Source organism: Candidatus Puniceispirillum marinum IMCC1322, from assembly GCF_000024465.1.
In the GTDB taxonomy this organism is placed as follows: Bacteria; Pseudomonadota; Alphaproteobacteria; order Puniceispirillales; family Puniceispirillaceae; genus Puniceispirillum; species Puniceispirillum marinum.
Genome location: NC_014010.1, coordinates 2074039 through 2087448, shown reverse-complemented (window position 1 = coordinate 2087448; position 13410 = coordinate 2074039). Strand labels below are relative to the sequence as shown.

The following is a 13410-nucleotide window of genomic DNA, read 5'->3' as shown; positions in this document are numbered from 1 at the left end:
GCGTGCAGACGAATGTCCGCACCGCATTGTGAAGTTCATGTTTGAAGCTCTTGGTCAACGTGCTTGATTGCACGGATAATGCCCAAAGAACAGCCGATACATACCTTGTCTTTACGCATTATTCAAGCCCTGCTTTCCCAAGCATGAGCAGATCTGATATACCGACGCGTTGATGGCCAGAAACCCTATCGCCATAAAGCCAGGCGGCAAGCCTACAGGGAAAAATATTGCTTTCTAGTATTGATTTCGGCATATATAAGCGCATTAGAAAGCAGCTTTGATTTACAGTTTCAGGATCAACAGGCGTTAGGCGCGCCATGCTAGCGACAAAGGGTCGGGATTTAACCCGCAACCATTATGCAATTTTCACCTGTTTTGAACATTCTGGGCCTTTTGACCACCATTCTGGCAGCGACCATGCTAATCCCGATGTGTGTCGATCTGTATTTTGGGTCTGGCGACTGGCAGGTTTTTGCCGTTTCATCCTTATTCACCGCTTTCTTCGGTGTCACCACTTGGCTGGCAACGTCACAGCGTGAACCGCTTGATCTTGGGTTGCGCCAGGCGTTTTTGCTGACCAATGGCTCTTGGATGCTGATTGGTGTTTTCGGGTCACTTCCCTTCATGTTTAGCGAATTACAACTTAGCCCTACAGATGCGCTATTTGAGTCGGTATCGGGGATCACCACAACGGGTTCGACCGTATTACAATATATTGAGATGGCACCACCAGGCATTCTGATGTGGCGGGCGCTTTTGCAATGGCTGGGCGGCGTTGGCATCATTGTGATGGCGATGGCGGTATTGCCGATGCTGTCAGTTGGCGGCATGCAGTTATTCCGCACCGAATCCTATGAGCGCGCTGACAAGGTTGTGCCCCGCGCTGCCCAGTTGGCAGGTGGCATCGGGCTGGTTTATGCCGGCCTGACAGCGGCATGGACAATCATGCTAGCGGCGGCGGGTATGGGCATATTTGACGCGCTTACCCATGCCATGACAACCTTGGCAACCGGGGGCTATTCAACGCGGACAGCCTCAATTGGGGCGTTTGATTCGGTTACCATCGAATGGATTGTCATTGCCGGCATGATTGTTGGCAGTCTGCCCTTTGCGCATTATCTGGCAATAGTTCGTGGTGGCTGGCGCAATCTGGTAAATGACCCACAAGTCAGATGGTTCTTTATTCTGCTGATTGGACTTGTGGCCTTATTGGCCTGGCACCTGTCAGCTGGTGGATACAAGATCGCCCATGCGATCCGTGAATCCAGTTTCAACACAATTTCAATCCTGACTGGCACCGGCTTTGGCAGTGCCAATTTTTCAGCTTGGGGTGGGTTTGCATCAACAATGTTACTGATCGCCATGTTCATCGGCGGATGTGGCGGATCGACAACCTGCGGCATCAAGGTATTCAGGCTACAGGTGCTCGCGACAACTGCGCGCGTCCAGATCAGCCGCCTGTTACGTCCGCATGGTGTTGTGCTTGCCTATTATAACCGCAAACCGGTTTCCAGCGAGGTCATGGATTCGGTGATGGCGTTTTTCTATGTCTATATTTTATGTTTTGTCATTCTGGCTATTTTGCTGGGCATGATGGGGCTGGATTTCATCACCGCCTTATCTGGCGCGGCAACATCAATCAGCAATGTCGGGCCCGGGCTTGGCAATCTGATTGGTGCCGAAGGTAATTTTGCCCTGTTGCCTGATCCCGCAAAATGGGTCATGTCGTTTGGCATGCTGCTTGGCCGACTGGAATTATTTACCGTTCTTGTCATGCTCAACCCTGGATTCTGGCGGCGGTAAAGCATCATCCGGTCGAAGTGTAACGAAGATCGATAGATGATCGCGCACTATCAAGCATCATCCGGTCGAAGTGTAACGAAGATCGATAGATGATCGCGCACTATCAAGCATCATCCGGTCGAAGTGTAACGAAGATCGATAGATGATCGCGCACTATCAAGCATCATCCGGTCGAAGTGTAACGAAGATCGATAGATGATCGCGCACTATCAAGCATCATCCAGCCAGAACGCCTGCAAGACCATATGTTACTGGTTTAGGGTACCGTGATATTCGGGATTTTGGCGACTTCTTCACGCGCTTGTGTGTCGAGCAAATTCACCGCGGCAAGCAGAGCCTCTTGCACCGCAATATCAAGCTCGTTGGCGGTGGATGATTCAGGAATCGTTACCGAATGACGCGCCGACAATTCAATCATACCCTGGAACCCGCCAACTGGCTGTAACCAGATCAGGCGGGCTTCGATATGTGCTTCGATTTTACTTTCCTGTTCATCTGTAATCAGGCTGTTCAACCCAGCCGAACGTGCCAGCTTGGTGCGGGTTAAGGACGCCCGCGAAATATCAAGCACCAATTCACCGCTACCCCCAGCAGGCATCAATACATGTGACGCCCAGTCAATTACCACATTTGATGGGGCTGGATTGGCAAGATAACCAATATAGGGTGCTTCGATAGGCATCTGCCAGTTTTCAATAATTTCCATGCGCCGCGCATTCATACGCAGGGGCTGATAACTATCGGCTTCAAATTGCGGCGGTGCCGACACCATAGTCGTCGTTGCCCCGCATGCGCCAAGAAAGATCAGCGCAACAAGGCTGAAAAGCAGGGACAATTTTTGCATCATCATCACTCCGATTACGAACAAGCACTTAAAGAATGCGCCAGTTAAAGATTAAGTTAAAGATTAAATGTACTTTTAGGTGGTCGCAGCAGGTGATCGTAGCAGGTGATCACAGGCGGATTTAGACCTGACATCAGCACATTAACCAGCCAGCACGTCCGTGCCAAAACGTCGTTCGGTTTTACAGAACTCGCATGTCACCCGGATTTTGCCGTCATCATCAAGCAGGTCATCGGCCTCTTCGGGCTTAAGCTGTTTGAGGATTGCCTCGACCTTTTCAATGTTACAGCGGCATTCATCGACCACGCGGCGCGCTGGTGCGACATGTGGCGACAATGTATTGAACAGACGAAACACAAGTTGCTCTGGTGTGATTTCAGCATCCAGCAATTCGGTTTGCTTGACCGATGCCATCAATGTTTTTGCCGTGTGCCAGACATCATCATGCAGCTCAATATCAGCCTTGCTTGGCTTTTTACCACCTTCGCTAGCGACGCGTTGTATCATCATGGCGGTTGCCTGCCAGCCATCATCACCCTGTCCAGATGTACTTGTCACAGCTGTTTCCAATTGTTCGGAATTGGCAAACCATGCCATTGCCGCATCGCGCAATTCAGGCCCATCAAGTTCAACAATGCCCTGATAACGGCCGCCAGTAGCCCCCTCATCAACAGTGAATGCCATATAGCCCCCACCCATAATCTGCGGCAGATTTGATATGCCCTGCGCGGGCATAACCAACGCAGAATCTTCGTCAAAAGCGGTATAGCCACGCATGGCACCTGTTTCGGTGATATCGGCAAATAGGGTGCGCACGCGGCCATCACCTTTGGCTTGCAACGTAAAGATACCGGCAAATTTTAACGTACTCGACAAACAGGCGGTCATCGCCAGCGCTTCGGCCTGCAGCAAAGCAATATCCTGCGGATAATCATGCCGCGCCAGAATTGTGCTGGCCACATGGCCTACCGACGCGATACGGCCACGAACAAGCGGCGTTCCGGTTTCTTCTTCAGCAAGATAAAACGGCAGAACCTGCGCATCTGGCCGAAGATTATCATTCACAACAACATCCATTACACTGTCTCTTCCGGCTCGATATAATCCAACCATTTAAGCAATTAAATCAGTTACCACCCACGCACCATGCCAGGATCGCCTTTTGCGCATGCAGACGGTTTTCGGCTTCGTCAAAGACAACAGACTGATGCCCATCAATAACATCGGCAGTGACTTCCATACCGCGAATAGCAGGCAGACAATGCATGAAAATTGCATCACCCGCCGCCGCCGCCATAATCGTGGCATTGACCTGATAGGGGGCAAAATCTTCGGCACGCGTGCCTTCATCATCCCCCATTGAAATCCAGACATCGGTAACAATTGTTTGCACATCCTTGGCCGCTTCCATGGCATCATCCGTCAGCGTGATATCAGCACCTTGTGCGCGGGCCCATGCCAGTAACTTGCTTGAAGGCGCGTACCCATCGGGGCAGGCGATATTCAATTTAAAGCCGAACACCGCCGCCGCCTCGATCCAGCTGGTAGCCACATTATTACCATCACCAAGCCAGGCCACAGACTGGCCAGCAAGTGGTCCATGCCGTTCAATCATGGTTTGCAAATCAGCCATGATCTGGCATGGGTGCGACCATTCGGTCAACGCATTGATAACTGGCACAGTGGCATGTTCAGCCAAGGTCATCAGCATGTCATGCTTGAAACAGCGGATCATGATTGCATCAACATAACGTGACAATACCTTGGCTGTGTCAGCAACGCTTTCGCCGCGACCAACCTGCAAATCACTGGCCGATAGAATCAATGGCGTACCGCCAAGCTCGGTGATGCCCACCTCAAAAGATACGCGTGTGCGTGTTGACGGCTTTTCAAAAATCATCGCCACCGATTTACCCGCAAGCGGCTTGGCAGATGCCGAACCTGCTTTGCGGTCAGCCTTTAAACTGGCAGCCTGTTCAAGAATAGCTGACAGTGTATCGGCATTAAAATCACGTATATCCAGAAAATGTCGCATTATCTAAATCCTGTTCAACCAACCGCCCAGATGCTGTTAGGTCTTCTGGCCTTGGTTTCACGCCTTATGAGTTTCAAAAATATGGGCCAGCGCGCCTAGCGCAATATCGATTTCATTTTCGCTGATAATCAACGGCGGTAATAGCCGCAAGGTGTTTTCCGCCGCAGGTACCGCCAGAACATGCTGTGCACGCAAGCCCACCATGATCGTCGCAACATTATAATCATCGGCAAAATTGATACCGCGCAGAAAACCACGTCCACGTAATTCCTTAATCATATGCGGATAGCTATTCTGCAGATCGCGCAGCCCCTTATCCAACAGCGCCGCCCGCCGTTGCACATCAGCAAGAAAACCCGGCTTTGACAATTCGTCCAGCACTACCTCTGCGGCTGCCATTGCCAGTGGATTACCGCCAAAGGTTGATCCATGCGTTCCCGGCGTCATCGCATTACCCACTTTTTCACTGGCGATCACGGCACCAACGGGAAAACCACCTGCAAGCCCTTTGGCAAGCGCAACAATATCCGGCTTGATGCCCGATTCTTGAAACGAGAACATATGACCTGTCCGGCCAATACCTGCCTGCACTTCATCGGCAATAATCAACGCGCCGAATTCATCCGCCGCGGCTCTGGCTTCGGCCATATAGTCGCTTGGCACTTGTTTAGCACCGCCTTCACCCTGTACGGCTTCGATCATGATTGCCGCTACATGCGGGCCCATTGCCGCGCGCAGACTATTCAGATTACCAAATGAAACATGCTCGAACCCAGCCGGCATAGGGCCAAATCCAGTCCGAAAGGCTGGACGGTCAGTTGCCGCCAGCATACCCAATGTCCGGCCATGAAACGCACCTGACGAACACAGAATGGTCATTCGTTCGGGCATGCCTGCCTCATGCGCGGCGCGGCGTGCGATCTTCACCGATGCTTCGGTCGCCTCGGCACCTGAATTACAGAAAAAAACCTGATCCAGCCCTGACAGTGATGCCAGTTTTTTTGCCACCGCTTCCTGACCCGGAATCCGGTACAGATTGGATGTATGCCATAATTTGCCAGCTTGTGCCTGTAATGCCGCCACCAGCCCGGGATGTGCATGGCCAAGCGTATTGACCGCTATGCCACTTGCACAATCAAGATAACGCGTACCGTCATCACTTTCCAGCCAGCAGCCATCACCGCGCACGAACGCTATTTCGGTGCGTCCGTAGGTGTTCATAACAGCACTGCTTTCGGCGTAATTTGTCATCATTCATTCATCATTATGGTCAAAATTCTAGTGGGCATCAATCTCAGCTAGGCTATGCAAATACATCCCTGTTCTTGTAAACACACCCCAAAAGCAAACCACCCCCGAAACGCTGTCGAAGGTGGATAAATATATAAAGCGGTAACACTCTAAATTACGCTGACAATCCGCATTTTCCCCCGAAATGTCAAGAAACTAAGCGTTTAGCGAGGCGATCAGTCCTGAATGAAATGTTTTGCCAAGCGCAAACCCTGTGACTGATAGTTTGATCCACTTCCACCACTGCCATAAAGGGTTTCAGGTATCGCGCTCATGGGTTCATAAACAAGACGGCAGACTGTCTGATCTTGCTCGATCAGAAAAGGCACATCATGCGAGCGTACTTCCAGCACCGCCCGCGTAGGTGTCGCGCCAATCTCGGCAACGCCAAATCCGGGGTCAAAAAAGCCAGCATAATGGGCACGGAATTCACCAACTCGTGTATCATAAGCCCGCATTTCAGCAGCATGATCTTTGGGCACAGTTACAAATTCACGACTTGCCAGAATGTAGAATTCATCCGGATTCAGCACCAGCCCACCAGCTGTCAGATCGTCAGGTGTCAGCTGTTCCCAGAATTCATTAACCGAAACACTGGCAGGCGCATCAATATCGATCAGCCCTGCATGTTTACGCGCACGCCAGCCGATCATGCCGCTTTGTGTGTCTGGTGCCAGATTGACCGACAAAGCAATACCATCACGGATATCCGGCGCATCGGTGCCATGCACAAGCCCAACCTTGCGTTGCAGATCCTGCATCATATCATCCGAAATATGGGGTTCACCACGGCGCAGACGCAATTGCGACAACCGCGATCCAGCCCGTACCAAAACCGAAAAAGTGCGCGGCGAGATTTCAGCATAAAGCGGGCCATGATACCCTTTGCTGACCGTTTCGAATTCCAGCGCATTATCGGTAATCAGACGGGTGAAAATATCCAGTCGACCAGTCGAGCTTTTCGGATTCGCCATGGCAGACAGATCCGCACTAAGCGCCAGTGACTCCTGTAATTTGACGATATAAACGCAGCCACGTTCCAGCACCGCACCAGCGCTCAGATCGATCTTATGCATGGCGAATTTGTCCAGCTTCTGTGCTACCGTACTATCGGCGCCCGGCAAGAACGACGCCTGTACACGCCAGGCCTCGGCACCAAGCCGCAAATCAAGGCTGGCCGGTTGCAGCTGGCCATCGATAAAATCATTGTCACCCGAAAGAATAATCCCCGCATCTGCCGCGGCGCGAAGCGCTTGTACAGGCAAAATGCCGTCATTCTGATTACGTGTTTCGGCCATTAGATTTTATCCTTATCTATTTTGGTACCCAGGCAGAGCATCAATCAGCGCTCTTATAACATTTTCGATACGATGTGTGACTAGCTTTTCAAACGATAGCCTGATTTCAGTGCCCGGTAACATAAAATACCCAGCACCAGATTGAGGCTAACAAGACATATAATGCCTGTTAGCAACGGCCGGTCAGCCACCCCGATCATGCCAAAGCGAAACCCGTCAATCGCGTAAAATACCGGATTCAGCGCCGCGATCGTATCAAAGGGGGCTGGCAAACGGTTGATCGAATAAAATGTTCCTGACAGAAAGGCCAATGGCTGAATAACAAAATTAGTGATCGCCGCCATCTCGTCAAATTTATTGGCCCATATTCCTGCCAGAATTCCGGCAAAGGCCATCACCAAAGCCCCCAGAAACATGAATAACAAAGCTGTAAATGGCGCATTTGGCAAGCTGCCCCCGCCCAATATGACCAACGCGCATGCTGTCACCGCGCCAACCATGACACCCCGCGTCACCCCAGCTAATGACATGGCAGCCAGCACTTCACCAGCGCCAAGCGGCGGCATCAGCACATCAACGATCGTGCCTTGCACCTTGCCAACGACAAGTGATGAAGAGGTGTTGGCAAAGGCATTCTGCAACAAATTCATCATCACCAGCCCGGGGGTAAGAAAGGTTACAAAATCAACACCAACAGTCAGATTGGCACGATCACCCACCGCCACGGCAAACACCATCAGAAACAAAACCGATGTCATGACCGGCGCAATCAGCGTTTGCATCAGAATTTTCATGAAGCGCCGCACTTCGCGCATATACAAAGTATACATGCCAATAGCGTTGAGTTTGCCGATTTTGACCGGTCGTATGATATAGCTATCCGTCATTTCGTCCGATAGCTTATCCGTATCCGATGATGAAAGTGCCGCTTGATCCAGCGTCCGCTTGTTTTTGGCCATTTTGTTCATGCCGCCAAAATAAGCACAGCGATGCAAAAGCGCAATGCCTAGAAACCCACTATGGCAATTGACATCTAGTTTGGCATCGGCATGGTTTCGGCATAGACTAGTGCCGGTCTCGATAGCAACCGTGCTCGATACAACCAGCAGATAGCGATATGGCAATATGGATCAAACCAGGATTAAAAAACGGCTTATGAATAAAGCTGTGCATTATCTTGGCCGCTATGCCACATCCCAGCACCGGCTGGGTCAGGTGCTGGCACGTTTTGCGACGCGCAAACTTGCCGATGCCGATGCTGCCGATATCGACGCCGCGATTGCCGAAACCATCGCCCAATGCGCCGAATTTGGATATGTGCAGGATGATGTCTATGCCCGTAGTCAAGCGCGCAGCCAGCGTAATCAGGGTCGTTCGGCTCGCGTCATTCGGCAACGTTTGCGCCAGCATGACATCACTAATGACGATATTGATGCCGCCATTGATGAAGCCGACGAACATGTCGAAGATGGCGAATTGCTGGCCGCTTTCCGGTTTGCACAGCGGCGGCGGCTTGGGGTTTTTACAACAACATCCAGCACAACCGATCCTCAGGTTTTACGCAACCGGCATCTTGGCTCACTCGCACGTGCTGGCTTTGCAATGCGCATTTGTCACCAGGTTCTGAGCGTTACCAACCGCGACGATGCCGAAGCCCTTATTGATGCTCTTGCCCGTGGTGAAACGCTTCCTGACCTTTAAGCCACAAATTCTGTGCATCTCAGCCTTGCCATCACGCCTTCCAGTTAATAGGCTGAACTAAACAGGCTAACGCCGACGATGGAGAGGTCAATGGACGCAGATTCAGTTTTCACGCCAAGTCAGGAACTGGCAACACAGGCACATGCGGATGACGCACAATATAAAGCCCTATATGAGGCGTCGATTGCCGATCCGGATGCGTTCTGGGATGAGCATGGCAAGCGTATCGACTGGATAAAACCCTATAGTCAGGTCAGTGATGTTTCCTATGATGCCGGTAATCTGCATATCAACTGGTATGCTGATGGCACTTTGAACGCATCGGTCAACTGTCTTGACCGGCATTTACAAAGCCGCGGCGATCAGACTGCGATCATTTGGGAAGGCGACGATCCGAATGATCACCGGCATATCTCATATCGCGAACTGCATGAAGAGGTCTGCAAATTTGCCAATGTGCTCAAAGCAAACGGCGCCAAAAAAGGTGATCGCATAACCATCTATATGCCGATGATCCCCGAAGCCACCGTGGCGATGCTTGCCTGTGTACGCATTGGCGCGGTACATTCGGTTGTGTTTGGCGGATTTTCGCCAGATGCGCTAGCCGGCCGAATTCAGGATTGCGATTCGAATATGGTAATCACCGCCGATGAAGGTGTTCGTGGTGGCAAGCCTATTCCGCTTAAAGCCAATACGGATGCGGCGCTGGCAAATTGTCCTGACTGCACATCCTGCATTGTGGTCAAGCGCACGGGCGGCAACATTGCCTGGGTTGAAGGCCGTGATGTCTGGTACCATGAAGCGATGCAAGTGGCAGCGGCTGATTGCCCACCCGAAGAAATGAATGCCGAAGATCCGATGTTCATTCTCTATACATCGGGATCAACAGGCAAACCCAAAGGGGTTTTACATACAACCGGTGGCTATATGGTCTATGCCTCGATGACGCATCATTATGTATTTGATTATCATGATAATGAAATCTACTGGTGCACGGCCGATGTTGGCTGGGTGACGGGTCATAGCTATATCGTATATGGACCACTGGCGAATGGTGCCGTTTCGCTAATGTTCGAGGGCGTGCCTACCTATCCTGACAGTTCACGCTTCTGGCAGGTTGTCGAAAAGCACAAGGTCAATATTTTCTATACCGCGCCAACCGCTATCCGCGCCTTGATGCGTGAAGGTGATGCCCCCGTCAAGACATGTGATCGCTCATCACTTCGCCTGCTAGGCACCGTGGGCGAGCCGATCAATCCCGAAGCCTGGATGTGGTATCACGAGGTGGTTGGTGAAAAACGCTGTCCAATTGTCGATACATGGTGGCAGACCGAAACCGGCGGCATCATGATTACGCCTTTGCCTGGCGCAACGGCCACCAAACCCGGATCGGCAACCCGGCCTTTCTTTGGGGTCAAGCCGGTGTTGGTCGATGGCGACAATAATCCGCTGGACGGTGCTGTCGAGGGCAATCTGTGTATCGATCATTCATGGCCAGGCCAGATGCGGACGGTTTATGGTGATCATCAGCGTTTTATTGAAACCTATTTCACCACGTTCCCCGGCCGCTATTTCACTGGTGATGGCGCCCGGCGTGATGAAGATGGCTATTACTGGATCACCGGACGTGTCGATGATGTTCTGAATGTTTCGGGGCATCGTATGGGCACCGCCGAGATCGAGTCTGCCTTGGTCGCGCATCAACATGTCGCCGAGGCAGCGGTGGTTGGCTATCCACATGATATTAAGGGACAGGGCATATATGCCTATGTCACATTGGTCGCTGGTATTGAGGCCAGCGACGCTTTGCTTGCCGAATTACGTCAATGGACGCGCAAAGAAATTGGGCCGATCGCAACCCCTGACTTGTTGCAATGGGCACCGCAATTACCCAAAACGCGGTCAGGCAAGATTATGCGGCGGATATTGCGAAAAATTGCGGCAAATGAATTTGACCAGCTTGGTGACACATCAACATTGACTGATCCAGCCGTTGTAGATGATCTGATCGAAAACCGGCAGAATCGTTAAGCATCATCCGGTCGAAGTGAAACGAAGATCGATAGATGATCGCGGCTTATATCAAGCATCATCCGGTCGAAGTGAAACGAAGATCGATAGATGATCGCGGCTTATATCAAGCATCATCCGGTCGAAGTGAAACGAAGATCGATAGATGATCGCGGCTATCCGATACCCAGTTCGATGGCGCGCAAAGCCGCATGCGTTCGGTTGCGGGCACCCAGTTTTGAGCGCAGGCTTTTAAGATGATATTTGATGGTCACTTCGCTGAGACCAATCCGTTCGGCAATTTGCTTGTTTGAATGTCCAGACAGCAAACCATCCAGCACTTCACGTTCGCGCTTGCTAAGGAATGTGTCTTTAGCAGTGGATGGCTTGGCGATCTGAACATGTTCGGCGACACTCACCGGAATAAAAATTTCGCCACTGGCCATCAGGCGTAACGCGCTAAGCAAAGCATCCGATGTCATTGAATAAGGTAAAAACCCAGCGGCACCCAGGCGTAAAGCGTCGCGCATCTGTTGAGGGTCAAGCGTGTGACCCATCAGCGCGACAGGCACTTCATTCGGTAACGCCCCCCGCATCCGCGACAGCCCCTGCACGCCTTTCATATCCGGCATATTAAGATCCAGCGCCACTACATCTATGTCTTTGGCGTCACCAGTCAGTTCGATACATTGACCAAGTGTGCTTGCGGTCATGACCTGAATTTTTGAAAGATCGTCAAGTAAGTGATTCTGCACAAAGTCACGACATACGCCATTCGCATAGCCAAATAGAATTCTCATGATGGATTTCCTTCCAGCCGAGTATCAACCCATCATCAGATCTCACGTCGGCATATTACAAAATTTTCGTCCAGATAAATGTCTGGTTCGAGGTATATAGTACTCATGAATAATCTTTATGGAAGCGATCCGCGCTTTATCTAATCAAGTGTTTTTCAACCATAAAATAAATATAAATTTACTTATATATTTGCTGGTATCTTTCAGAAAATATGCTGGAAATAGATAATTACCGCATCGTTGGTGAAATGATCCGGACTGTAATGTGATACGGATTTGGTACGAACGAAATGCAGGTCAATCAGTGAGGTTTTATCCTTTGTCAGATGAACACCAATATTCGTAGCAAACTCCCGACGGCTGACCTGATGGGCTTCACGTAAATAGGCCAGCGGTCTGGCAAACTCTGTCTTTGTCTGACGTATGCTTGACCCAGTAAATATCCATGGGGTCAGATCCAGAGATACGCCACAATGCACATCCCGGCCAAGCGATGATAAAGCCCCGCTTTTTCTCAATGTTCTTGTCCATATCACGCTGGCTTCGGCTTGCAGATAGTTTGTGACCTTGGTGGCGATTTCCAGACGCGTCTCAAATCGTTTGCTATGGCGCATATTCTGCTGGATTCGCATGTGGGCTATGCCTGTACCTATATTTGTTTTTTGGGTCATGAAATGACGCAGAGTCAAGCCCATACGCCATGCCTCATGGGCTTGCTTTGGTCTTTCGGCACCTTGTTGGGCAATCGCTGATTGCGCTGACAGGCTGGCATCAAATCGTTTTTTATCACCAACACGCCGCTTCATATCCAACTGTATTTTTGCACCCCGTAATCCGTAATGCGGCTTGCTATTCAGCTTGTGAAAAATATGTGTCCTGAGTGTAGGCGTCCATACGTCATAGCTCCGAATTCGGCTCATCGTGCCAACATGAAGCCAGATTGACGTACCGCCACGATCACCTTGCTTCAGGTCAGCATGGCCATGATGCGCACATAGAGATCCCAGCGCCTGACAATAGCGATCAAACAGTGACCCTTTGTCAATTGGCACAATGTCACCACCAAGCCGGTCAAGCAAAGACGACGAACGTTGCCCTTTCATCGACATGAAAGCAACATTCTGGATAGTTGATGCGCACAGTTTCCGCAGGCGATCAATTACCTGACGGTGACGGCTGTTGGCAAATCGTTCTGATTGCCGATTCATTATATCATGCGCATAGGTCAGATGCGGAACAGCGCGTCGGCATTGTCTGGCGTCAATGTAAAGTTTTGCCAGAATGATGCGCAAAAGCACCGATTCAGGCACCAGCTCCGTGCCTCTTTTTGCCAATGACAGTGCGGCATCATCCGCACCTTTGTCAGAAACGCGCCTGATCATAGCGGCGTAAGATAAAATATCTTCATCCGATAGCGCAGGAACATGCGTGATAGCATGGCTATGCGTGTTTTTATGTTCTTCTAATGACTGCGAGTCAGGTGCAGCGCAGGCGGCATATGATGTCAAAGCCATCATGCCAATGGCGAGATAATAACAAGCTGATATAAATAGTGATGAGATGATCGCGCGCACGAAATATAATTCACCATCTTTCAACCTATCTTCCGCAGGAAATTGAAAGGCAGAA

Annotated in this window: 11 protein-coding genes; 3 read left to right on the top strand and 8 right to left on the bottom strand. The window is 50.8% G+C overall.

The window, feature by feature from the left end:
* Positions 1-357 precede the first annotated feature (357 nt).
* Positions 358-1803 (top strand): TrkH family potassium uptake protein, encoded by a 1446-nt coding sequence (locus SAR116_RS09685; protein ID WP_013046756.1) that lies wholly within the window; start codon positions 358-360, stop codon positions 1801-1803.
* Positions 1804-2059: 256 nt separating this feature from the next.
* Here SAR116_RS09685 and SAR116_RS09680 read toward each other — a convergent pair whose 3' ends face one another.
* The 6 genes from SAR116_RS09680 to SAR116_RS09655 all read right to left on the bottom strand — a co-directional run bounded on the left by SAR116_RS09680 (position 2060) and on the right by SAR116_RS09655 (position 8394).
* Positions 2060-2653, bottom strand: coding sequence for a hypothetical protein (locus SAR116_RS09680; RefSeq protein ID WP_190275439.1), 594 nt, complete (start codon positions 2651-2653; stop codon positions 2060-2062).
* 135 nt (positions 2654-2788) lie between these two features.
* On the bottom strand, positions 2789-3712 hold the full coding sequence (gene hslO / locus SAR116_RS09675) for an Hsp33 family molecular chaperone HslO (RefSeq protein WP_190275438.1): 924 nt from the start codon (positions 3710-3712) through the stop codon (positions 2789-2791).
* 61 nt (positions 3713-3773) lie between these two features.
* A complete protein-coding gene (gene argF, locus SAR116_RS09670; RefSeq protein WP_013046753.1) occupies positions 3774-4682 on the bottom strand; it encodes an ornithine carbamoyltransferase in 909 nt (302 codons plus the stop codon).
* A 57-nt stretch (positions 4683-4739) separates the two neighbouring features.
* Positions 4740-5936: an aspartate aminotransferase family protein gene (locus tag SAR116_RS09665; RefSeq protein ID WP_013046752.1), complete on the bottom strand. Its 1197-nt coding sequence runs from the start codon at positions 5934-5936 to the stop codon at positions 4740-4742.
* A gap of 212 nt (positions 5937-6148) precedes the next feature.
* Entirely contained in the window at positions 6149-7270 is a 1122-nt protein-coding gene (locus SAR116_RS09660) for a 2'-deoxycytidine 5'-triphosphate deaminase (RefSeq protein WP_013046751.1), read from the bottom strand.
* A gap of 80 nt (positions 7271-7350) precedes the next feature.
* The gene (locus tag SAR116_RS09655) at positions 7351-8394 is read right to left on the bottom strand and encodes an ABC transporter permease (RefSeq protein WP_013046750.1); all 1044 of its coding nucleotides are present in this window, start codon (positions 8392-8394) and stop codon (positions 7351-7353) included.
* A 31-nt stretch (positions 8395-8425) separates the two neighbouring features.
* On the opposite strand from SAR116_RS09655, the gene SAR116_RS13340 reads away from it, so the two are divergent.
* Together SAR116_RS13340 and acs are read left to right on the top strand one after the other, a co-directional pair.
* Positions 8426-8971, top strand: coding sequence for a regulatory protein RecX (locus SAR116_RS13340; RefSeq protein WP_190275437.1), 546 nt, complete (start codon positions 8426-8428; stop codon positions 8969-8971).
* Between the two features lie 90 nt (positions 8972-9061).
* Positions 9062-11002, top strand: coding sequence for an acetate--CoA ligase (gene acs, locus SAR116_RS09645; protein WP_013046748.1), 1941 nt, complete (start codon positions 9062-9064; stop codon positions 11000-11002).
* Between the two features lie 155 nt (positions 11003-11157).
* Here the strand turns inward: acs and SAR116_RS09640 are convergent, their stop codons facing one another.
* Together SAR116_RS09640 and SAR116_RS09635 are read right to left on the bottom strand one after the other, a co-directional pair.
* Complete coding sequence (locus tag SAR116_RS09640) at positions 11158-11781, bottom strand: LuxR C-terminal-related transcriptional regulator (RefSeq protein ID WP_013046747.1); 624 nt, start codon at positions 11779-11781, stop codon at positions 11158-11160.
* Positions 11782-11984: 203 nt separating this feature from the next.
* Positions 11985-13379: a hypothetical protein gene (locus tag SAR116_RS09635; RefSeq protein ID WP_041860897.1), complete on the bottom strand. Its 1395-nt coding sequence runs from the start codon at positions 13377-13379 to the stop codon at positions 11985-11987.
* Between the last annotated feature and the right edge of the window lie 31 nt (positions 13380-13410).

What these genes read in the sequence shown, in the direction of transcription:
- SAR116_RS09685 (WP_013046756.1), top strand. Translation starts at nt 358, where the DNA reads ATGCAATTTTCACCTGTTTTGAACATTCTGGGCCTTTTGACCACCATT.
- SAR116_RS09680 (WP_190275439.1), bottom strand. Translation starts at nt 2,653, where the DNA reads ATGATGATGCAAAAATTGTCCCTGCTTTTCAGCCTTGTTGCGCTGATC.
- argF (WP_013046753.1), bottom strand. Translation starts at nt 4,682, where the DNA reads ATGCGACATTTTCTGGATATACGTGATTTTAATGCCGATACACTGTCA.
- SAR116_RS09665 (WP_013046752.1), bottom strand. Translation starts at nt 5,936, where the DNA reads ATGATGACAAATTACGCCGAAAGCAGTGCTGTTATGAACACCTACGGA.
- SAR116_RS09660 (WP_013046751.1), bottom strand. Translation starts at nt 7,270, where the DNA reads ATGGCCGAAACACGTAATCAGAATGACGGCATTTTGCCTGTACAAGCG.
- SAR116_RS13340 (WP_190275437.1), top strand. Translation starts at nt 8,426, where the DNA reads ATGAATAAAGCTGTGCATTATCTTGGCCGCTATGCCACATCCCAGCAC.
- acs (WP_013046748.1), top strand. Translation starts at nt 9,062, where the DNA reads ATGGACGCAGATTCAGTTTTCACGCCAAGTCAGGAACTGGCAACACAG.
- SAR116_RS09640 (WP_013046747.1), bottom strand. Translation starts at nt 11,781, where the DNA reads ATGAGAATTCTATTTGGCTATGCGAATGGCGTATGTCGTGACTTTGTG.